Raw genomic sequence first — 21,539 nt, forward strand, 5'->3', positions numbered from 1 at the left:
AGACGGCATGACAATTCCGTTACAGAGAATCCAAAATAAATCCCGGTGGTTCGGAAGGGTTGTCGCTTATCTTCAACGTCTCTGGACGGTGTATGTCTTGGAAGGCTGGGTCCTCCGACGATCTTTAAAGGAATTCTATCTCGTGATGGGCGGCCATATTTATTTTCAATCGGTGGCCGCCGCCGTTCGATTCGACCTCTTCAGTTTGTTGGCCGGGGGGAAGCGCCTGATGGCCGAGGACCTTCGCCGGGCCATGGGGATCGAGGATCAACCCTGCCGAATTTTACTGCTGGGGTTGACGTCCCTGGGGTTGTTGATAAAAAAAGGCGAATCCTACGCCAACAGCCGGATCGCCGAACTTTTGCTCACCCGCCAGAGTCCCCGGAGCATGACGAACATTGTTCTGTGGCAACACCACATCAACTACAGGGCCATGTTCTTTTTCTTCGAGGCCCTAAAAGAAAATCGGAACGTGGGTTTAAAGGAGTTTCCCGGTTCCGAACCGACCCTCTATCAGCGCTTGGCCCATGACCCTTTCCGTGAAAATATTTTTCAGGACGCCATGGAACAAATTTCCCGGCAGGCCACGGACCTCCTGGCCCGCTACGTGGATTTCCGGGCGGTCCGCCACCTGGTGGATGTGGGGGGCGGGAACGGCACGAACATCCTCCATATCGCACGGGAAAACCCCCACCTCACGGCCGACGTATTTGATTCGGACACGGTCTGCGCCCTCGCGCGGGAAAACATCCGGGCCCAGGGGATGGAGGGGCGGTTGGGCGCGGTGACCGGGGACTGTTTCAAAGACCCTTTTCCCCAGGGAGCCGACGCCATCCTGTTCTGCCATTTCTTCACCATCTGGTCGAAACAACGGAACCTGGAACTGTTGAAAAAGGCCTTCCGGGCCCTGCCGGAAGGCGGCCGGGTCCTGATTTTCAATATGATGCAAGACGACGACGGGAAGGGCCCTTTGACGGCGGCCATGGGATCGCCCTATTTCCTGACCTTGGCCACGGGGAAGGCATGCTCTACCGTTGGTCCGACTATGAACAACTCTTTCTGGAGGCCGGTTTCACCGATTTGCAACGCCTTCGTCTTCCAAAAGATCATGGGGTGATGACGGGTTTTAAACGTTCGGCCTAAAACAAGGGGGCAGGGCTTCGACGGTTTTCGTTCGGGGGGAAGGCCTCGCAGGACCACCCCGGTCTCTAAACCGCGGCCTCTTTGGAAAAAACGTATCCCGGGTTCAGCCAGAAGTTTTGAGGAACTCAGCCCAGGTTTACTATCTCACCCAATCCGTTTTTCCCGTCTTTAAAGTCCATCGATTGAGCCTCTCTTCCAGCAGGGTTTGACGGGTCCAGGAGGGGCCGAGCCGTTCTTTCCAGAGGGGGGTCAAATAGTCGGTGAACGGGTTGGTTTTCCAAAAGGGGCGAACAAATAACCGGGTCCGGTCCGCGGGCAGGCCCAGGAGGCACTGCATGGAGGGGACAAACCGGGGTGTCCAATGCACCCACCGGCGCTCCGTTTTTTGAGGGACGGTTTTTCTGAATTCGTCCATGGTCCAGGCCGCCTCCATGGAATTTTTGAAATCCTCGAGAAAATAGTTCAACCCCTGCCGAACATAATCGTAACCCAACGACTCCACATAGAGGTCGGTAATTCGTCGGGTTTTGAGGCGAATGATATCGACGACCAACACGAGCCCGTCCGGGCGCGTGACGCGGTCCATGGCGGCCAAGACTCGGGAGACGCTGTCCAGGTCCCTCAGGTGATGGGAGGCGTCCGTGAACGTCGTCAGTTGGAAACGGTGGTCGGGAAACGAATCGAGCCGCGTGGCGTCCTCGGATTGAAAGGACACCCGATCGCCGAGGCCCAGTCGGGCGGCGTTGGCCGCGGCTGTCCGGATCATGGGTTCGGATAAATCCACCCCGGTCACCCGGGAATAATTCATAAACCGGGCCAGGGCGAGGGTCAAATGGCCGGGTCCGCAGGCGATGTCGAGCGCGTCGCCGCCGCTTTTCTGGGGGCGCGTTCGGTGGATGAACTCCAAAATGGCCGAGTAAAGAAGGGCCATCTTGGTGAAAAGGACCCGATCGTAATTGGCGACCGCGCCTTCGTGGGCCGTCAACGCCGTCGGTTCCGGCGTTCGTTCCAGGCGCTGGGGATATATTTTCTGAAGAATCGCCGAGGCGATGAGGCGGACGGTGTTGAGCCCTTCCATGACCCTATTGTGGGGCGGAAACTCTCCCTCGTCAAGGGTTTTGCCACCCCCCCCTCTCAGATTTTAATGGAGACAGGTGGAGAGTTTGCCTTCTGCGAAGATCAGGAAGGTCATGAAAAGGGCGATCTCAAGAATGACCGGGGTCATGGCCTTGATCCACTGGAAAGGCGTGAAGCGGGCGTCGATTTCTTTGTGAATGAAGGGGTAGGCCACCACGGATTGGGCGGACCCGATATGCGTCCAGCATCAATCAAACGGCTAGGAAGGTTAATGGACTAACGTGAAACCGGATGGCGAGGCGGCGAATTTGGGTTAGATTTAGTTTTCGCTTGCCGGAGAGAACGGAGGAAGCGTTGGGTTGGCCGCCAAAATCTTCGGCGAGGTCGGTTTGGGTCAATCCGTGTTGCTCGATCAAAAATTTCAAAGTATCCAGGGGCGTGGAGTCGGAAGGAAATTGGTCGCGCTCGTAATGAGAAATGAGATCTTCAATCACGCGGGCGTATTGAGCGCAACCGTCCCGTTGTTCTTCCAAAGAAGGGTTGTTTTCAATTTGGTTAAGCAGGAGGCTGATTTTTTTTAGCGCTTCCAGAAAGACCTCGTGCTCTTTGGCCGTTACGATGGGGCGCGGTGGGAGTATGCGCATGAGATTTAGGAAAAAGATGTTCTCCGCTGGAGTTTTTGACTCCAGTTTTTTTAATTCCTGATCGAGTTCTTGAAGAAGAGTCACTTTAGTGTCCTCCCCCATCGGGCGTATTCTTCATGCGTCATCACTTTTTCAACGATGCACCGATTTTCGCGATAGACGACGATGACCGCTACGCGGTAACGGTTCCCCCGGATATCAAAAACAGTATACGGGCTATTCTTCACGAAATCAACAGATGGGAACACGGCGCGAAGCGCCATAAAATCTTTGAAGCTATTTTTTTCAATGACCGCTTGCCATTGCGACAATGCTTTTCGCGCATCGGGATGCTTTTTTTTAAAGTCGTCCAGCGCGGATTTGCCAGTTAAGAGCACGCTTTATCTTATATCATACTGATATAATTTTGTCAAGGGATTTGTGCGGAACGCTCGGGTTTTAATGAAGCCAGGCGGAGAGTTTGCCTTCTGCGAAGATCAGAAAAGTCATGAAAAGGGCGATCTGAAGAATGACCGGGGTCATGGCTTTGATCCACTGGAAAGGCGTGAAGCGGGCGTCGATTTCTTTGTGAATGAAGGAGTAGGCCACCACGGATTGGGCGGACCCGATATGCGTCCAGCATCCGCCCAAGGCATACCCGGCAATCTGGGCCATGGCGAACAGGTGGATCAGAACCACGTCGAGATTCTTCAGCGCCCGGCCCAGGAAGTCGGCCACCACATTATTGTCCAGCAGGGCCGAAAGAACCGTGGCGAAAGCGAATTGGCCAAGGGCCACGGGGGTTTTTCCGTAGTTCTCCACGCCCGATTGGATGAAGTGGGCCACCTGGTCAAAGAACCCGGTTTTTTGGAGAAGCGCGATGGAGAGGAACAAGGGAAGAAGGAAGAGGTATTCCTTGTATTCGTGCGCCCCGTCGTGCAACGCCAGTCGGCGGGTTTTGGGCCAGGCGACGATGCTCAGAAAGGCCACGCCGAACCCGACGAAGGACGCCAAAAAGAGCGGCACCTCGTGGTTCACGGCGTGAAGGATGAGGAGCCCGATGAAGGGGACGAAAGACAGGACCCCCACCCACTGGGCGCTCCTTCGTTTTCGTCGTGTGGCGTCCAAAACCTCGCCCAGTCGCCGAGAGGATTCCTCGGCCTTATGATCGTTTCGGCCAAAGGTATGGACGTAGTAATTGTCTAGGTCCTGGGCCAAGGACTCGTCCAAATAGTCGGCCAGAAGCGGGACCCTCTTTTCGGAGGGTATATGTTCGTTGACCAACGCCTCGCCAAAGGGGATCCCCTGGTGGATTCGTTTCATCACCCCATCGTATTTCGCCCCGATGGCTTCAGCGTGGGATTCGGCGAATTCGACGGCCGTAAAAACCTTCCCATGGCGGGACGCTTGAAGGAAACGGACGTCGGCGGTGTGCCGGTCCAAAATATCCAGTTTGCGAAGATCCACCGTCCGTCCGGCAAACCGTTTTTTCATGTTCCAAAACACGATGGCGTAGCTTCCCACGGCGGCGGGAAGGCAGTAGCGAAGAAAGAAGGCGTTGTCCAAATGGGGATAAAGATTCGTTTTCATGATAAGGTTCGGCGGTTCGCCGTAGGCCAACCACATGCCGCAAACAGTGGTGACCACGGTGGACACCATCACGGCGTAAACCACGTGGTCGTCCTTCACCTTGGCGAGAAAAAGCAGGATCACGAGGGTTCGGATCATCAGACCGATCATGGAAACCCCGTCCAACACGCCCGACGCCGCCGCCACGATGGCCGTGAGGGCCGCCACGGTGGGGACCAGTCGACCCCCCGCCTGGTCTAAAACGGTGAAACTCACGGTTTCCAGCAGGCGCGTTTGGGCGATGGCCGCCACGAAGAAAGTCAATCCCAGGATGAACAGCATGGTGTCGGCATGGATCACTTGGTCGAGCCCCTCTAGGGTCAATAGGTAGTGCCGGGCCGTATCCCAAACGTGTCCCCACCAGGACAGACCCGCGGCGGCCACCGCCGGGCCTCGCGTGGCTTGCCATAGGGGCCAGAAACTGGCCACGATCACCAGGCCGGCGCCGTAGGTGAGAGCATTTTTGTCGATCCGATATTTGATGGATCCGAATACGAAAAGAGCCAGGATGGTGACCAAGACCTCTCCCGCCAAGAGGGCGGGAGGGAAGGGTTTGGCGGAGCCCATAAAAAGCGCGGTCACCGCGACCAGCGCGCACCCCGCCAGGAATTTAACGGAAGAGATTTGGACTATTGGTTGGTCGTTTGAACTCATTTGAACCTCCGTGGATGAACAGGTGTCATTTGGGCAAGGCTGTCAATTTGAGCCGCACCCGGATCGGGAGAATCACCGCTTGGTACCCGGCGAAGAGCAGACGGCGTTGGAGCACGAAAGACGTTCGGTTGTGGAGGAAGCGGGTCCAAAAGGTTTCTCCCTCAAAGGCCAACTGGCCCATGAAGAAGACCCTTTTGGGCCACTCCCGGCCCACCTGCTCGCAAATCCGTTCCAAGCCCTCGATGACGTCGGTTTCTAAAATCATTTTCGATTCCGAATAAAGGCCCATGCGTTGGGAGAGCTGGACGTATTTGTCCAGGTCCGCCTGGACGGAGCCTTCCAGGTTTTCGATCTCGGCCTTGCCCTTGAACCGATCAGAGTCGATGACTCCAACGGAAACGAACACGAAATTCTTGAAGTGGCCCGGAAAAAGGCGATGAATGGAGAGGAGCGAGTGGATCCCCATGCCGTTGTAGCCGTTCACGAGTAAGACCGCCGTGGGTTTGGAGGGTTGTTTCTTGGTGACCGGGGCTTCTTCCGGGAGTGGGAGATGGGTGAGGATATCATCTAAATGTTGGAGCGCCTTGGCGGTGTCTTTGTAGTGCCGGTGAACCCAAACGCAGAAAGCAATGATCGCTCCGGTGAAAAGCAGGGTGACCCATCCGCCTTCCCGAAATTTGATGAAAATGGTCACGAGGAGGATCAAGGCGGTCATCAGCATGCCTATCCCGTTGATCATCAACTTTTTGCCCCATTGGGGGCCCTTGTCCTTCACCCAGTGCCGGACCATGCCCAGTTGCGATAAGGTAAAGGTGAGAAAGACGTTGATGGAATACATGACCACGAGGATTTGAACCGATCCCTTGGTGTAAATAAGGACGGCCAAAGCGGAGAGGCCCATAAAAAGAACGCCGTCTTTGATCACCAGCCGATCGGACAAGTTGGTCAACCGTCGGGGGAGCCAGTTGTCGATGGCCATGTTCGACATGACGCGGGGCCCGTCCAAAAATCCGGTTTGGGCCGCCACGAGCAAAAGCGCCCCCTCGGAGAAAAGCGTGATGAGAAGGATGGTCCGGCCCAGAGGCCAGTGTTCCGTCACCTGACCGATCAGCACCGCGTTCAAGGTTTGGGTTTGCCCTGGCACGTGGCGAACGCTGTTCAGCACATAGTTAATTAAAATACCACCCGCAGTGAAAGCCAGGCTGAAGGCCATGTATTTCATGGTGCGTTTGGCCGTGGACACCCTGGGTTCCCGCAGGATTTGGATGCCGTTGGAGACGGCCTCGATGCCAGTAAAAGTTCCGCCTCCCAGGCAAAAGGCCCGCATGAAAATGGCGGCCATGGCCAGGATCCCGATTTCGGAGATGCCCTGGCGGGTTTCCTGGACGGTGTCGTGAAGCATGGTGGGGAGTTCCGCCCCGTGGCTGAAGATGCCGTACAAAATGATGGCCGTGTGGGTGAACACAAAGATCAAAAAGATCGGGGTCAGGAATTGGACCGATTCTTTGATCCCCCGGAGGTTCAAGGTCATGAGCAGGAAGAGCGCCGCGAGGATAGCTGTGAACTTGAAGGCGAGGAGGTGCGCCGGTAAAAAGCTGAAAATCGCGTCCATGCTGGACGCGACGGAGATGGCCACCGTCAAAATATAATCTACGAGGAGCGCGGACCCGGAAATTAAACCCGGGTATGGCCCCAAAAGTTTGGAGGAGACCAGGTAGCCCCCCCCGCCCGAGGGGAAACATTCGATGATTTGGGAATAGCTCGCCGAAAGCAGGAAGACCGTGACCGCCATGGCCAGGCCCAGGGGAATGGCCAGGTGAGAGTAATGCCCCAGGGCCCGAAAGGCCTCCTCCGGACCGTAACAGGAAGAGGAAAGTCCGTCCGCCCCCAACCCCACCCAGGCGAAGAAGGCGATTAACGAAATATTATGAAAGACACTTGGATCCAGCGGGTTTTTTGGTTTCCCCAAGACCCAGTTCTTGATGTTTTTGACCATCCACCCCCCTAAAAAAAAGCGCCTCGTTCCGAAGGGAACGAGACGACGCGGATTACACCGATGTAAGGGCCTGTCGTATGCCGCCGTCTTCCCGTTAGGAACGTCCGGCTGGGTAAAATCTTACCAAATGCCCCCAGCTTGTCAAGGGCGGAAACCCTCACTTTTTTCCAGGTGGGGGTCCTTTGACCAGACGTGGCGCTTCGGTTTACGGATATTGGGGCCCGATTAAATCAAAGGCCTCCGCAAGGTGGGGACCTGTATCTAACCCTCCATTAAGTTGGTTGAAATGGTGCATCTAAACCGAATAGGGAACAACGGGGTCTTTTAGTGAAATCGGGCGTGGTGACATGGGGGGCGTTTGATGTTAAACAAGTTTAAAGGGCTCGAATTGGTTTTTATACCAATCGTTTTCGCCCTGGCGATTTCAAGAAGCGCGGGGGCGACCACTCTTTTCCAGGACGACTTTGAGGGGGGAAATTATTCCCAATGGACCGATACCTCCCCGTTGTCGGTCTGGTCCGTTACCGGGAACCCCGGAAACCAGACACTTTATCAAAGCAATACCTCCACTGGCTTGCACGCCCAGATATATCGCTATCAATCCCTTCCGGCGGATTTCTCCATCCGTGCCAGCGTGCGGCCCATGGATTTCGGGACCCTCGGCGGCCGAATTAATCTTTGGTTCAGCCATAACGACGCCAACAACACCTTTTTCCTTGAAATCTCCTCCTTTTCGATTCGCATGGACAAAAAAGTGGGTAGCCCCAATACCGTCTTTGGCCCCCCCGTTTTTATGCCCTTCCTTCCCAATACCACTTACGTGGTGGAAATAACGGCGATTCGTTCCCGCTTGAGAGTTTATATCGACGGCGTATTGAAAATCGATACGGTGGATACGGACCTCCGGGCCGGAAGAAAGTTCGGGCTATCCACCTGGCAAGCCGCCGCGAAATTCGATAACGTCACCCTGGGGTCCATCGTGAACGAAGAGCGGGACTTCCCCCTCGGGGTCAACCGGCCGAACCTGTACTGGTACGGGACCTTGGCCCAGGAACAAGCCCTTCTGGATACCATCGTGACCTCCGGCGTGCGCCGGGTGCGGCTCAACATGAATTCCATGAAAGACAAACAGGACGTGAAAGAACACATCCTCGCCTGCAACAGCAAGGGGATAGAGGTCCTCCTCTTTTTGACCCTGACCGCGTTCAATGCCGATGAGTTTTATCCGCCGGGAACCGTGCCGGTGACTCCCGCGGCCAACTTTCGCGGATGGCATTGGCCGAGCTACCGGTTGTCGGACCTGGATACCGGGCTTTTTGACGCGCGGATTCGGGATCTCTTGACTTTCTTTAAGGCGAACCACTGCCGCCTTCGCGCGGTGGAAGTTGGGAACGAACCCGGTTGGGCGGCCTTCAACGGGGATTTGCCCCTGGGCGGTTCCTTCCGCGTGTACGACGACAGGGTGCCTGGCAATGACCCGGATTACCAGCGGATTCGCGTGGGACTGCGCAAACTGGGTCAATGCGTTCAATCCGCCAAAAACGCCGCCGACGAGATTTATGGGAGCGGTGAAATCTTGGTGGTGCTTGGCGGCCTCAATAAGCCGAAAAATCCTTATCTGACATCGATCGGGGCCAGCTTCACGCCGCCCGACGTGGTGATCGATATCTTGAAAGGAACCCACCGAAGCCTTCCGCCGGGGTCCACGGATTACTTGAATTACCTGGATGGGATCGGGGTCCATATTTACCCCGACCTGGGCCCCTTCAACCCCGAGACGGTCTCCGATTTGATAAAGACCGACGTGGATGACCTCATGACGCCGCTCCTCCAAAAACTCCCCGCCCAAAAACCCGTTTGGGTGACCGAATTCGGTTTTTCCACGGCCGCCTTCGCGGCGGGAAGGGATGAGCAGAGGCTGGGCGCCCTCTCTTGGCTGGTCCGCGGTTTATCCGATGACGCCTTCGCCAACGTCAACTGGAACCGTCTCTACCTGTTCACCTTCGACGATGATTCTTTCCAAGTCTACAACGGCGGCCTTATGCCCGCCGGGCGAATTTTCAGCCAGTATCCCTACGTCCCCATAACCGTGGAGCCGGACAACGCGCCGCCGTGGTTTCCCGGGGCCCCGATGGCCGTCGGGGGGGACCGATCGATCTCTTTGACTTGGCCCGCGGCGGTGGATACGGGCGGGAGCGGGTTGTCCACCTATCGACTCGATGTCTCCAGCGACCACTTCGTCACTTTTGTTCCGGGGTGGAACAACGTGGCGGTGGGCACCGGAACGGCCCTCACGGTGGCCGGACTTGATCCCGGGACGCTGTTTGAATGCCGCCTTCGCGGCCAGGACGGCGCCGGGAACCTTTCCCCCGGCGTCACGGCCTCCACCACCACCCGGCCCTTCATCGGTCCCTCCGGTTCGATCATCGCGGTCACCGCCCGTTCCGTTTCCGCCGCTTGGGCCCCCGCTCCGGGGGCCGTCCGTTGCACCCTCGCCGCCGCCCTTTCCCCCGGCGGTTTGACCGATCCCACCACGGTGCAGGCAGGGACCGGCGTTTCCGGGGGCTCCCTTTCCGGACTTTCTCCCAACACCGTTTATTGGCTCTTCGCCAGCGCCTGCGACAACAGCCTCTGCACCCCCTTTGTTCTATTGGATTCCACCGTCACTTGGGCCAATACCCCTACGGTGGCGGCCGCTGGGGTTCGCCCCCAGGAGGTTCAACTAACCATCGATCCCCAGGGAAACCCGCCCGGAACGGTTTACCGCATCGAGAAAAGTGAAAACGGCGGAGCGTTTACAACCCTGGCCGCGGGTTCCTCCCTTCAATACGTGGCGTCGGGGCTCACCGCCGGCGCCCGCTACGTATTCCGGGTCCTGGCGCAAAACCGCTCGGGTCTGTTCAGCGGGACCTCTCCTCCCATGGAGGTGGTCCTTCCCCGGAAACGGTGGAGGCCGCCCGGGCTTATCCGTCCCCTTTTCAACCCGGCCGGGGGGCCCGGGCATCACCTTTGATCAACTTCCGCCCCAAACGACACTGCGTATCTTTACCAACGCCGGGGAATTGGTGGCCGCGCTGACCACGGACGATTCCGGAAAAGTCCTATGGGACCTGGCCAACCGGGAAGGAACGCCCGTGGCCAGTGGGGTTTATTTGGGTGTGGTTGAACAAAACGGTAGTAGAAAGATTTTGAAAATCCTGGTGCAAAAATAATGGCTTGGTGATGGGCGTGGGAGGAGCGGAAATGAAAATTAAACTTTGGATGGGTCTGGGTTTAATTCTGTGCGTGTCGCCGTTTCTTTCGGCCGAAACCTATTACGTTGATTCACAATTTGGACAAGACGCCTGGAACGGAAAATCTTCTGCACTCCCTTCAACGGGATGCTCTTCTAACTGTGCCGGTCCCTGGAATACCCTTGGTAAAGTTTATGCCAGTTCCGCTTCTTTTCGTCCAGGCGATTCCATCTTGCTGAAGAAGGGAAGCGTTTGGGGAGAGGGGCTTACTGTCAAATTCTCAGGAAGTCCCAGTGACCCGATTTTGATGGGGGCTTACGGAGCCGGTAATGCCCCTCTCATTTATCCTCCCATCCCCATTGTTTCTTGGATAGGGGGGCCCTACGTTTGGGAAGCGGCTGTCCCGCAAAATCCCTCGGAGAATGTCTGGGTGGATGAGATTCGGCAAGAAGTGGCGAGGACGCCCAACGCGGATGCGGCAGGGAATCCGGTGTATTTTACGATTGAATCCACCGGCCCTCTGGCCACACAATTTGTGGTCAAGGATGAAGCGAGTTTGCCTTTTCCGATGGCCAACGAGGTCATTGGGTCAACCGTCGCCCTCCACATGACCAAATGGACACTGGAAAAGCTTGTGGCGACGGCCTATGACTCCAACACCCGCCGGGTCACCCTTAGTACAGCACCCAAGGACTGGGTTTTGGTTCCCGAAGGCCGGTTTTTTCTCATGGGGAAAAGCAGTTTCATTGACCAGCCAGGGGAATGGGCGTGGGAGAATGGCTCCCTGTATCTTCGCCCTTCCGATGATCAAACCCCGACGGGCCGTTCGGTCACTGTGTCGAGGAGCGCCGGAGGCTTGGTGGTCCGTGGGGTTCAAGATATTCAAATTGAAGGCGTGTCTATCCAGGGGGCCGATCCTCAGGCTGTTTTAATTGAAAACTCAAGCGGAATTTCGCTAAAAAAGCTCCAAATCAAAGATTCCGGAAGAATTGGAATCCTCTCTCAACTATCAAACAACGTTAAAATCGATGATTGCGATATCTCGAATAGCGGTAAAAATGGAATCCTGAATTATTTGACCGACGACGTCACCATTTCGAACAACAGAATTAAGAACAGTGGAACCACGGTCCAACATATTGGTTGGGGTGCCATTTTCACGGCCTCATCCACCCGTGTCAATATTTTAAACAACGCTATAAACAATAGCGGGTATCATGGGATATCGGCCAGCGGGGACGATACCCTCGTTCAAAACAACATCATCGAAAACGTTTGCTGGCTTTGGGACGATTGCGGCGGCATCTACACGAACGCGAACAACGGAGAGCGTCCGAGAACCGGAACGATCCGGATTATCGGCAACATCGTTAACGGCATGAAGAACACCCTTTCCGGAGGCATCTATCTGGATGACTTGTCCCATAATGTCATCGTGCAGGACAACACCATCCAAGACGTGGCTGGGTTCGGCATCTATATACACAATAGTTACAACAATTCGATTTCTGGGAATACCATTTTTAATTCGAAAAACCCATCGATCTGGTTCCGGGAAGACAACGGAAATTTCCCGGTTGGAGTCACGCACGACAACACATTAACCGACAACCTCTATTTCCCGGGTCCCGAAGCCTGGTCCATGGTGGAGCATGTCCGATTTTTTCCACACGAAAACTTTGGCACCTACGATCGAAATGTTTTTTGGCACGATTTTTTCCACCAGCGCCGGAAACACCAAGGATTATCAAAAGAATAAAATATTCTATTCCTTGTCGGATTGGCGCACCCATTTGATTACCCAGGATCCCCAGATTGCCCGGGGTCCCCTGATTGAGAATAATTCCTCTGAAACGGCTTCGTTTTATGAGTTCCGCCCGCTCCGTCCCATTGAACCAGAACTTATCGCGAATGGAACGTTCAATTCAAATGCCAGCTCTTGGTCCCAATGGACAACCACCGGGGGAGGGGCCATCGCCTGGAACGACACGGTCGCTTGCGGACATGCCGGCGGTTGCCTATCCGCCGTTTATAGCGCCGGTTCCTCAGACGCCATGACGGTGAGCACTCGTTTCCCCGTGGATACGACGAAACTTTACGAGGCTCGCTTGGACCTACGGAGCCAAAAACCCGGAAAAATGTGGCTCGTCATTCGACACAATTCGCTTGGGAGTCCAGATATCCGATATGAGTTCAATATGACGCCGGGGTCGTGGAAAACTATTTCCCACGTCTTCACGGTAACCGTTACGACCCCGGCGGCCAGCTTCTGGCTGGAGACCCGAGGCGACACCTCGGATTATCAGTTCGACAACGTCTCTTTCCGGGCTGTGAATGTCACCCCGAACGACTTGACCAAAGCGGTTGAATTGCGGGTCAACCAGCAGGCGACTCCCCAAACTTTCCCGCTGTCGGGTCCCTACGTGGACGCCCGGAATAACACCCTGGCGGGCGCCGTGGTTTTGCCTCCATTCTCGTCAATGGTCTTAATCCCCGCGTATAACAACGACGACGGTTCCTGCAACAACCTGGAAACCCATTTCACCGCGCCCGGCGATTGCCCCACGGCGGGACCGCCGGACGTTACCCCGCCTACCGTTGCGCTGTCGTCGCCGAGCGCCAACCAAACGTTCACGACCCATCAAACGGTTTCAATCGAGGGATCCGCGAGCGATGATGTTTATATTTCAAAAGTTCAATTTTTTCTGGACGGCGTTCTTTTCAGCACGGACACCACGTCTCCGTATTCGACCCCATGGCCCATAACGAAGGCCGACAACGGAAATCACACGTGGTCGGCCACGGCCTTCGATGCGGCGGGAAATTCTTCCACCACGGCCGTTGTCCCGGTCACCGTCACCATTGAAACGATTCCTCCCACCGTGACCCTGAGTTCCCCGACAGCCAACGCGCAGTTCTTTACGCGCAAACGGTGCCCTTGTGGGCCGCGGCGACGGACAATGTGGGGGGGGGGATCCGCCGGGTAGAATTTCTATTGGACGGATCGGTTTTTGCCACCAGCACGGGCCCTTTCAGGGGATCTTGGCCCATCACGGCTGTTCAGAACGGGACGCACACCTGGTGCGCCCGGGCCTTTGATTTGGAAGACAACAGCGCCGTTTCTTCCACGGTCACGGTCCATCTCAAAATCGACGACGCCCGGTTTGTCTCCCAAACCGTCCCAGCTAAGATGGTGGCGGGCCGTGTTTACCCTGTCTCCGTCGCCATGCGAAACACCGGAAGCGTTCCTTGGACCCGTGGGAACCAATACAAATTAGGTTTCCCCAGCGGGATAGGAACGCCGGACACCCTCTGGCTTGGGACCACAAACCGTGTTCTCCTTTCCACCTCCGATTCTGTGGTGAACGGTGAGGATAAAATCTTCGCGTTCACTGTAAAAGCCCCCACCACCACAGGAAACTACAATTTCCAGTGGAAAATGGTCCAGGAAGGGCAACACTGGTTTGACGACATGTCCCCAAATGTCGCGGTCAACGTCTTTGTGGACACCACCCCCCCGCAGATCCTATTGTCCACTCCGACGGCCAGGATCCGGGTAACGTCCCCACAAACCCTGTCGATCCATGCCGATGCCGCCGATGACGATGGAATCGCCAAGGTCTGGTTCATCTTAGACGGCGTCACGGTGTCCACGGTGACGACCGCGCCCTTCACGTATGATTGGTCGATCACCTCGGCCCTGAACGGCACGCGCACCTGGTCGGCGACAGCCTTTGATTTCGAGGGACACAGCACCACGGTTGTTCCCGTCCCGTTGACCGTGGATGTCGACGTCACAAATCCGCTCGCCCCCGCCGCGTTGGCCGCGGAGGGCAAAACAAGGTCGCTGGTTTTGACCTGGCCCCCGTCCACAGACAGCGGGGGGAGCGGGCTGGCGGGGTATCGAGTGGGCGTGGCCCTGGACGCCGGCTTCGCCGGTTTTGTCGATGGATGGAACGATTTGAACGTGGGCTCAACAACGACCGTGACGGTGTCAGGGGTCGAGCCGGACTCGGTGTATTACGTCCGCGTCCGCGCTTTTGACGGAGCCGGTAACTTGTCTAACTTTCGGACGGTCTCCGTTCGAACGTTGCCGGAAGCCTCTCTCACGGTGGACACGGCCCGGGCCTACCCGGTGCCGTTCCGCCCAGGGCGCGGGGCCACGGGGGTAACGTTCGACCGGACGCCGGAAGGAGCGGACATCCGTCTTTTCACCAACGACGGCCGGTTGGTCAAAACCCTCGCGGGCAATTCCAGCGGCATGGCGATCTGGGACCTCACCAACGACGAAGGCATACCCGTGGCCAGCGGAGTTTACTTGGCGATTATTGAAAAAGACGGGGGGCGGAAACGCTTGAAGATCGTGGTTCAGAAATAGAATCCGAAGGCTTGGGTGGGAGAAGATATGAATAAATGGTTATGGGGTCAACGTTCGCTACTCATGGCATGTTTGGCGATGGGTTTAAGCGCCTATGCCGAATATCCAACGTGGGTGGGCGAACACGTTTCCGTTGGGCAAAAGGTCGCCGAACTGGTGGGCCCGGGTCCCGCGGGGGCAGAACGTTATTACGCCAGCTACATTTATGAGGGCACGGGAGGTCATTTCGACCTCGTGAGCGTTGACCCGCTCACTGGGGTTATGGAGGTCTTTCCCGGGCCGTCCGAAGAGGGGGCCCGGGGGTTGGCGGTGGGCCAGGACGGGAAAATATACCTGGGAACGGTTTGGCATGCCAAAATCATGGAGTTTGACCCGCAAACAGGAACGATCACTGATCGCGGTCGACCCGGCGGGGCCTACGCGGAAACTTTCATCGCTGAAATTGCCTCGGGCCCGGATGGCAACATATACGCCGGGACCTATCCGAACGCCAAATTAATTCGGTACCGCCCCGACACAAAGTCCGTGGAAGACCTGGGAAAAATGGGGGAACCCAATGATCAATACGTCATCAGCGTTGTGGTCAGCACAGATGGCTTTGTGTTCGGTGGCACCGGACCTATAAATTCAAAAATTGTCGCATACAAAATAAGCACGGGAGAGAGACAAGTCATCTTAACAACGAATGAGAGTGGATTTGTCAAATTATTTCATGGAAGGGACGGAAAAATCCATGCCAAATGCGATGATGGTCGAATGTACCGGCTGAATGGGTTTAACGCGCCGGTATCCGTCAACGGGTTCCCTTGGGTGTATAAAAACGAACTCAACAATGGATCCAGGCTCAACATGCCTGTCGGCGGTTTCGGGGATGTGACCATCACCCAGGGGACCACCACCGTTAAATCGTTCCCGTTTTCCTATAAAGGGAAACCCCGCCGTATCATGACGTTCGCTTCCTTGCGCAACGGGCCGGCCATGTATTGTAGTGGCATTCTTGATTTTAACTTGTTTTCTCTCCAAGATAACACCTTTACAAATATCGGATATCTTGGGGGCGGTGAGGCGTATACAATGATCCCGAACGCCGATTCCACCAAGGTGCTCATAGCCGCCTACTCCGGGCTGGCACCCCTCATGTTGTATGACCCGGCCGTTACCTTCAACCCTGGGATTAACCCCGTTTTCGCTGGTATGGGCCGAATTGACTCTTCGTGGAGACCTCATACGATGGTTGTCCTATCGTCCAGCGTTGTCGTGGCCGGTGGTCAACCCGGATACGGGAAATTCGGGGGGCCGTTGGTGAAGTGGAATTTTGAAAGCAACGTGGTCGAAACATGGATTCCCATTCCCAACGAAAGCCCGTATTCGCTCGTCAAGTTCGGTGGGAAAATCATCGGCGGCACCATCACCAAAAACGGGACCGGCACCACGCCCATCGAAACCCAAGCGACCTTGTTCATCTGGGACCCGGACACAAAAGAAGTGGAATACGCCATTAAAATGCCCGGAAGCGTCATCACCAATCTGGTCGTCAGGGAAGGGTTTGTATACGGTTTTTGCGATTCGAAATGGTTTCGGTTCAATCCCGAAACTCGCGCACTCGTACAAAGAACTCAGCGCGGCGTCTGGGCGCTGAGCAAAAGTTTGGTTGTCATGCCGGACGGAAACGTCTGGGGGCTCGCTGAGTCCGGGATTTTCAAAGTCGATCCCCAGGTGGATCCCGCCCATCCAACGATAAACCCGGTGACCGTGGTCCTTTCGACCACCGCCCTGGGCATGCCGCTAACGGCGGGATTTGCCGCCAAAGGGAACGATCTTTATTTCGCCTCCCTCACGAAGTTGTTCAAATTCACAATACCGTCACCTGTTCCCGACACCACCCCGCCGACCGTCCACCTTAACCAACCGGCGTCCGGCTCCATTTTTTCCAAAGTCCAAACGGTGTCGGTGAAATGTACGGCCAACGACGACACGGAGGTCGCGAAAGTCTGGTTTCTCCACAATGGGGTCGTGGTGTCGACAGACACGACTGTACCCTTTTCCTACGCCTGGCCGATCACGGAATCGGACAATGGCCCCCACACCTTGACGGCAACGGCGTTTGACGCCGTGGGGAACAGGTCCACGACCGCGATCATGTCCGTTCTTGTTGACATAGATGCCACACCACCGGTGGCTCCTGTATCGTTGACGGCATTGGCGGTCTCTTCCTCCTCCGTCCACCTGTCCTGGTCTGCGAGCACGGACAACGTCGGCGTGGCCGGGTATCGGGTGGACGTGGGCCTGGACGCCGGCTTCGCCGGTTTTGTCGACGGGTGGAACGATTTAAATGTGGGGTCCACAACCACCGTGACGGTGTCAGGGGTCGTGCCGGACACGGTGTATTACGTCCGCGTCCGCGCTTTTGACGGAGCGGGGAACCTGTCCGATTTTCGAACGGTTTCCGTCCGGACATTGCCGGAAGCCTCGCTTACGGTGGACACCGCCCGGGCCTACCCGGTGCCGTACCGCCCAGGGCGCGGGGCCACGGGGGTAACGTTCGACCGGACGCCGGAAGGAGCGGACATCCGTCTTTTCACCAACGACGGCCGGTTGGTCAAAACCCTTGCGGGCAATTCCAGCGGCATGGCGATCTGGGACCTCACCAACGACGACGGCACCCCCGTGGCCAGCGGGGTTTACCTGGCGATCATTGAAAAGAACGGCGCGCGGAAGAAATTGAAGGTGGTGGTGCAGAAATAGGGGGCACCCACAGCCGGGAGCCCACGGGAGGACGCAGGGGCATTGTCCGCCGGACTTGGGTTTGGGTGGCGCAAACGGACGGTGGACTATGCGTTCGTCAGCCGCGGAGATTTAGATCCCAGATGAGTTTTGTCTATCGGCTACGGTTTTTGACATGAAGCGCCAGCATGGGACACGGGCCAGCAAGAGGGATCCATCCAGATACCATCTAAAGAAAACCCTTGAAAAAAACCGGGGGGGGGGTATACTTATAGAGAAGGCGGGTGTTTCAGACGGAGGGGAAAATGCGTCCTGTGCGCGGTCAACCTTCGGGCTTCACCCTGATCGAGCTGATGCTCGTGGTGGCGATCATCGGTCTTTTGGCGTCTATCGCCATTCCCAAGTTTGCGGGCCTCATCATCAAATCGAAAGAGGCGGGTGAAAGGACAGTTGGGCGGGTTGCGGAGCGCCATCAGTATTTATTATTCCGATAACGAGGATTTATCCAGACCCATTTACTGATTTAGCGGCGACTCTACTAAAAATACATTGACGCGATTGCTTCCATTCGAATTCCCACCGTTCCCTATCGACCCATCCCTATGCCAAACGTTCCAGGCCCGACAGGGACGATTCGGCGTGGGGCGCCGTTTTGACGAGTTGGTATTACGACTGGTCCACCAGAGAACTTTTTGTCAACTGCACCCACCTCGACTCCACCGGCCGGGTGTGGTCCACGTATTAACGATTCCCTTTTCTGGGACCATGGTGGAATTAGGGGACATGATTGACTAGTTGACTTCCAGCCAGGAGGCCAAGCCTGACGCTGGAAATATGACGTCCCCTCGTTGTCTCGCGCGCGTCGCCGCACCGTCTCCCATCTTCGTCATGAGCGCCATCTCCCGGTTCGTACGTCCGAGATACTCCACCCCGATATGGATGAACAGGGCCTTCGCTTTCGATACCCGCGCGGTCCTGTCCCTTTTGAAGAGAATGTCTTTAGATACCTGAGCCTCTTCAGCAATCCGCTCCGCCACCTGGCTCAGGGTGACCCTTTTTCCTAAGCCGGTCCTGTGCGGTCTCCTCCACCTCCACGGCTTTCATGATTTCCTGAACAAAGTCCCCCGATCCCAATATCCTGGAATCATAGGCTTCTCGCTCCCCCGCACGCCCGGCTCTCAGCACGTTTCGAACACCGCCCATCGATCGGATCAGGCCTCCTCCGGTTAAATCCGTTCTTTTTCCCCGGCGGAATCCCTCCTCGACAAATTCTTCATACATTTTTTTAGCCTTGAAATGGTTGGACGAAAATCGCCCCCATACTTCGGCGATTTCCTGCCAGGGAATTCGCCTCTTTCCCATTAACGCACCGTGGCCGCAGTAAGGATAATTCGACAGCTCCTGCGTGTCCTTGACAAGCTTCGCCCGCAACGGATTGAGGTGAATGTAGCGCACCAGTTCCAACAAGTAAGGTTCTTCTTCACAAATGATCGATTTGTATCGATTCCCAAAGAGGTGGCCGGATCGCTTATGACGGACATTGTAGGCCGTCGCATACCCCGTCATTACTTTTCGCATGAAGGGCACAAGCCCAGTCTTGCCAGAGCGGACCAGGAGGTGGAAATGATTCGGCATCAGGGACCATGCAAGGATTTGACTTGGATATCTTTCGTTGGAGGTTTCCAGCCGGGCTTGAAAATCAGCGTAGTCCCCTGGACCCGAAAAGAGAACCCGCCGCTCGATGCCTCGCGCCATCACATGGTGCAACAGCCCGGGTATATCAACTCTCGCCTGGCGTGGCATGCTCCAAATCTACCTCCTCTCCAACAATAAGTCAACTAGTCAATCATGTCCCCTATCTCGTATCGGCTACGGTTTTTGACATGAAGCGCCAGCATAAAACACGGGCCAGCAAGAGGGATCCATCCAGATACCATCTAAAGAAAACCCTTGAAAAAAACCGGGCGGGAATACTTATAGAGAAGGCGGGGGTTTCAGACGAAGGGGAAAATGCGTCCTGTGCGCGGTCAACCTTCGGGCTTCACCCTGATCGAGCTGATGCTCGTGGTGGCGATCATCGGTCTTTTGGCGTCTATCGCCATTCCCAAGTTTGCGGGCCTCATCATCAAATCGAAAGAGGCGGCGGTGAAAGGACAGTTGGGCGGGTTGCGGAGCGCCATCAGTATTTATTATTCCGATAACGAGGGGATTTATCCAGACCCATTTACTGATTTAGCGGCGACTCTTGTACCAAAATACATTGACGCGATTGCTTCCATTCGAATTCCCACCGTTCCCCTATCGACCCATCCCTATGCCAAACGTTCCAGGCCCGACAGGGACGATTCGGCGTGGGGCGCCGTTTTGACGAGTTGGTATTACGACTGGTCCACCAGAGAACTTTTTGTCAACTGCACCCACCTCGACTCCACCGGCCGGGTGTGGTCCACGTATTAACGATTCCCTTTTCTGGGACCATGGGTGCTGTGGTCCCCCCTAAACGCATGAACGGGTCCTAATGGGAAAAGGGGAGAAGCGGCTTACTGTAGGCGGAAACGGACGAGGACGGGGAGTTCTTTTTCTTTGAAGCCGTCGGGGAGGGGGGGGAAGGGGGCGGCGGCGGAGACGGCGTGTTTGGCGGTCATGTCGAAGAGGGAATCCCCCGAGGACATTTTGATCTTGATGGCCTTTACGGTTCCATCTTTTAAGAGAGTGAACCCCACTTTGCACTCCCGGGTGCCGGCGTCGGTGCGATCCCAAGCTTCCCAAAGACGTTTGTAGACCAACTCGCCATACCACTTAAAGGGGAACTGTTTCGCCCCTCCTCCGCCCCCGCCGGGGCCGAACCCACCGATCTCAAGGGACGTCCCCACGCCGCCCACGGGGCCTGTTTTGGCGCCTTGGAAATCGCCGTGGCCCAGGGGGGAATTTCCGCGACCGTCTTTCTTGCCGCCCTTCTTGGGGAGGTTTTTGGGGGCTTCCGGGACCTTTTTTTCTTCTGGTTTTTCGGGTATGGCCACACGGTTTGGGTCTTCCGCCACAGGCGGGGGCTCCGCCAGGGGAGGTTCGGTGACGGCGGGTCGGCCCACGGGGGAGGCCGTCGGGGACGGCGCGGGCTCCAGCCTCCCGGTTCCGAACCCCGATTGTCCCCCGAGGAATTGGAACCCATAGTAGACCTGGGGTTTTTCCGTCCAGAACAGGGCCAGGGAAATCACTCCCAGGAGCACGCCGTGGAGGGTGGATGAATAAATGAGGTATCGGTTCATGGGGATTTGGAGCCGGAACTGTTTAGTCTTTTGGAATTCAATAAACGGTCGAAACTTGTCAAGTTACGACTTGTCAAGTCATGACTATCAAATCCAGAAAATCCGATAAAGCGGGAATTTAGGGATTCCTTCCCCCCTGGAGGGGGAAGGGTGGATGGGGGGCGGCCTCCGTCTTCGTTGGTAAAGTCCCCCCCCACCCCAACCCTCCCCCTCGGTGGGGGGAGGGAGCCACAGCCGTGCCTGTTTTTCATCAATTTGGTGAAACCCGCCTCTGACGGAAAAAAGTTCTTATCGGAGTATTTGAGTTTCAAAGTTAGATCCTACCCCGGGCTTTATCATCTTATGGGAAAAGCTCAGGGGACCGGCGAGGGCTCCGGCGTTTTGGGCGCCGGTGGAGGTTCTTCCGCGCTGGTGAGGACGGCCACGCCGACCTTGGCGGCTTTCGACTTTTGGGCGGCGTCCAGGGCCAGGATCACGTTTTTAAAGGAGACGTCCCGGTCGGCTTCAATCAAGACGGCGCGGCGGGCGTTGGTCTTCAGGGCCTGGGCCAGGAGGTCGGCGAGGTCGTTACGCAGAACGCGCCGGTCGCCCACGTAATAATCGCCGTCCTGGGTGATTTTGACCCGGAGAGGGGTGTCGTCGTCTCCCGGTTGACCGGCGGCGCGGGGGAGGTTCACCGGGATTTGGGACTGGGCGATGAAGGGGGACAGGATCATGAAGATGATCAGGAGCACCAACACCACGTCGATGAAGGGCACCATGTTGATCTCGGTGATGAGGCGTTTCTTTTTGTGGGAGCCCAGGTGAACTTTCATC

General features: G+C 56.3%; 16 protein-coding genes and 2 pseudogenes. 9 read left to right on the plus strand and 9 right to left on the minus strand.

The window, feature by feature from the left end:
* Nucleotides 1-7: 7 nt before the first annotated feature.
* Nucleotides 8-1,143 (plus strand): annotated as a pseudogene (locus IPP35_11730) (methyltransferase).
* A gap of 139 nt (nt 1,144-1,282) precedes the next feature.
* Here IPP35_11730 and IPP35_11735 read toward each other — a convergent pair.
* From IPP35_11735 to IPP35_11760, 6 genes are all read right to left on the minus strand, one after another.
* Nucleotides 1,283-2,221: a class I SAM-dependent methyltransferase gene (locus tag IPP35_11735; GenBank protein ID MBL0059745.1), complete on the minus strand. Its 939-nt coding sequence runs from the start codon at nt 2,219-2,221 to the stop codon at nt 1,283-1,285.
* A 63-nt stretch (nt 2,222-2,284) separates the two neighbouring features.
* Nucleotides 2,285-2,437 carry a hypothetical protein gene (locus IPP35_11740; protein MBL0059746.1) on the minus strand — a complete coding sequence of 51 codons (153 nt, stop codon included), beginning with the start codon at nt 2,435-2,437 and terminating at the stop codon, nt 2,285-2,287.
* Between the two features lie 34 nt (nt 2,438-2,471).
* Complete coding sequence (locus IPP35_11745) at nt 2,472-2,948, minus strand: hypothetical protein (protein MBL0059747.1); 477 nt, start codon at nt 2,946-2,948, stop codon at nt 2,472-2,474.
* Nucleotides 2,945-3,241, minus strand: coding sequence for a type II toxin-antitoxin system HigB family toxin (locus IPP35_11750; GenBank protein ID MBL0059748.1), 297 nt, complete (start codon nt 3,239-3,241; stop codon nt 2,945-2,947). Before IPP35_11750 ends, IPP35_11745 begins: the two co-directional genes overlap by 4 nt.
* Nucleotides 3,242-3,302: 61 nt before the next feature.
* A complete protein-coding gene (locus IPP35_11755) occupies nt 3,303-5,126 on the minus strand; it encodes a hypothetical protein (GenBank protein MBL0059749.1) in 1,824 nt (607 codons plus the stop codon).
* 25 nt (nt 5,127-5,151) lie between these two features.
* Nucleotides 5,152-7,122 (minus strand): APC family permease, encoded by a 1,971-nt coding sequence (locus IPP35_11760; GenBank protein MBL0059750.1) that lies wholly within the window; start codon nt 7,120-7,122, stop codon nt 5,152-5,154.
* Nucleotides 7,123-7,483: 361 nt separating this feature from the next.
* On the opposite strand from IPP35_11760, the gene IPP35_11765 reads away from it, so the two are divergent.
* The 7 genes and pseudogenes from IPP35_11765 to IPP35_11795 all read left to right on the plus strand — a co-directional run bounded on the left by IPP35_11765 (nt 7,484) and on the right by IPP35_11795 (nt 17,864).
* Entirely contained in the window at nt 7,484-10,135 is a 2,652-nt protein-coding gene (locus tag IPP35_11765) for a fibronectin type III domain-containing protein (protein ID MBL0059751.1), read from the plus strand.
* 52 nt (nt 10,136-10,187) lie between these two features.
* Nucleotides 10,188-10,334, plus strand: coding sequence for a hypothetical protein (locus tag IPP35_11770; protein MBL0059752.1), 147 nt, complete (start codon nt 10,188-10,190; stop codon nt 10,332-10,334).
* Nucleotides 10,335-10,785: 451 nt separating this feature from the next.
* Nucleotides 10,786-12,114, plus strand: a complete 1,329-nt coding sequence (locus tag IPP35_11775) for a right-handed parallel beta-helix repeat-containing protein (GenBank protein MBL0059753.1) — start codon at nt 10,786-10,788, stop codon at nt 12,112-12,114.
* Nucleotides 12,008-13,342, plus strand: coding sequence for a hypothetical protein (locus IPP35_11780; protein MBL0059754.1), 1,335 nt, complete (start codon nt 12,008-12,010; stop codon nt 13,340-13,342). Before IPP35_11775 ends, IPP35_11780 begins: the two co-directional genes overlap by 107 nt.
* Nucleotides 13,288-14,733 carry a fibronectin type III domain-containing protein gene (locus IPP35_11785; GenBank protein ID MBL0059755.1) on the plus strand — a complete coding sequence of 482 codons (1,446 nt, stop codon included), beginning with the start codon at nt 13,288-13,290 and terminating at the stop codon, nt 14,731-14,733. The genes IPP35_11780 and IPP35_11785 overlap by 55 nt, the downstream gene beginning before the upstream one ends.
* Nucleotides 14,734-14,760: 27 nt before the next feature.
* On the plus strand, nt 14,761-17,478 hold the full coding sequence (locus IPP35_11790) for a fibronectin type III domain-containing protein (protein MBL0059756.1): 2,718 nt from the start codon (nt 14,761-14,763) through the stop codon (nt 17,476-17,478).
* Between the two features lie 284 nt (nt 17,479-17,762).
* A pseudogene (locus IPP35_11795) lies at nt 17,763-17,864 on the plus strand (prepilin-type N-terminal cleavage/methylation domain-containing protein).
* A 610-nt stretch (nt 17,865-18,474) separates the two neighbouring features.
* On the opposite strand, the gene IPP35_11800 reads toward IPP35_11795, so the two are convergent.
* Complete coding sequence (locus IPP35_11800; protein ID MBL0059757.1) at nt 18,475-19,260, minus strand: transposase; 786 nt, start codon at nt 19,258-19,260, stop codon at nt 18,475-18,477.
* A 207-nt stretch (nt 19,261-19,467) separates the two neighbouring features.
* Here IPP35_11800 and IPP35_11805 point away from each other — a divergent pair, with 207 nt between their 5' ends.
* Nucleotides 19,468-19,914 carry a prepilin-type N-terminal cleavage/methylation domain-containing protein gene (locus IPP35_11805; protein ID MBL0059758.1) on the plus strand — a complete coding sequence of 149 codons (447 nt, stop codon included), beginning with the start codon at nt 19,468-19,470 and terminating at the stop codon, nt 19,912-19,914.
* An 83-nt stretch (nt 19,915-19,997) separates the two neighbouring features.
* Here the strand turns inward: IPP35_11805 and IPP35_11810 are convergent, their stop codons facing one another.
* Together IPP35_11810 and IPP35_11815 are read right to left on the minus strand one after the other, a co-directional pair.
* The gene (locus tag IPP35_11810) at nt 19,998-20,723 is read right to left on the minus strand and encodes a TonB family protein (protein ID MBL0059759.1); all 726 of its coding nucleotides are present in this window, start codon (nt 20,721-20,723) and stop codon (nt 19,998-20,000) included.
* 353 nt (nt 20,724-21,076) lie between these two features.
* A complete protein-coding gene (locus IPP35_11815) occupies nt 21,077-21,538 on the minus strand; it encodes a biopolymer transporter ExbD (protein MBL0059760.1) in 462 nt (153 codons plus the stop codon).
* Nucleotide 21,539: the final 1 nt, after the last annotated feature.

The organism is Elusimicrobiota bacterium (genome assembly GCA_016721625.1).
Lineage (GTDB): Bacteria > Elusimicrobiota > Elusimicrobia > FEN-1173 > FEN-1173 > JADKHR01.

Bases quoted from the DNA above. Each gene is read 5' to 3' on its own strand.
- IPP35_11810 (MBL0059759.1), bottom strand. From the start codon at position 20,723: ATGAACCGATACCTCATTTATTCATCCACCCTCCACGGCGTGCTCCTG.
- IPP35_11765 (MBL0059751.1), top strand. From the start codon at position 7,484: ATGTTAAACAAGTTTAAAGGGCTCGAATTGGTTTTTATACCAATCGTT.
- IPP35_11780 (MBL0059754.1), top strand. From the start codon at position 12,008: ATGTCCGATTTTTTCCACACGAAAACTTTGGCACCTACGATCGAAATG.
- IPP35_11805 (MBL0059758.1), top strand. From the start codon at position 19,468: ATGCGTCCTGTGCGCGGTCAACCTTCGGGCTTCACCCTGATCGAGCTG.
- IPP35_11800 (MBL0059757.1), bottom strand. From the start codon at position 19,260: ATGCCACGCCAGGCGAGAGTTGATATACCCGGGCTGTTGCACCATGTG.
- IPP35_11790 (MBL0059756.1), top strand. From the start codon at position 14,761: ATGAATAAATGGTTATGGGGTCAACGTTCGCTACTCATGGCATGTTTG.
- IPP35_11755 (MBL0059749.1), bottom strand. From the start codon at position 5,126: ATGAGTTCAAACGACCAACCAATAGTCCAAATCTCTTCCGTTAAATTC.
- IPP35_11735 (MBL0059745.1), bottom strand. From the start codon at position 2,221: ATGGAAGGGCTCAACACCGTCCGCCTCATCGCCTCGGCGATTCTTCAG.
- IPP35_11815 (MBL0059760.1), bottom strand. From the start codon at position 21,538: ATGAAAGTTCACCTGGGCTCCCACAAAAAGAAACGCCTCATCACCGAG.
- IPP35_11760 (MBL0059750.1), bottom strand. From the start codon at position 7,122: ATGGTCAAAAACATCAAGAACTGGGTCTTGGGGAAACCAAAAAACCCG.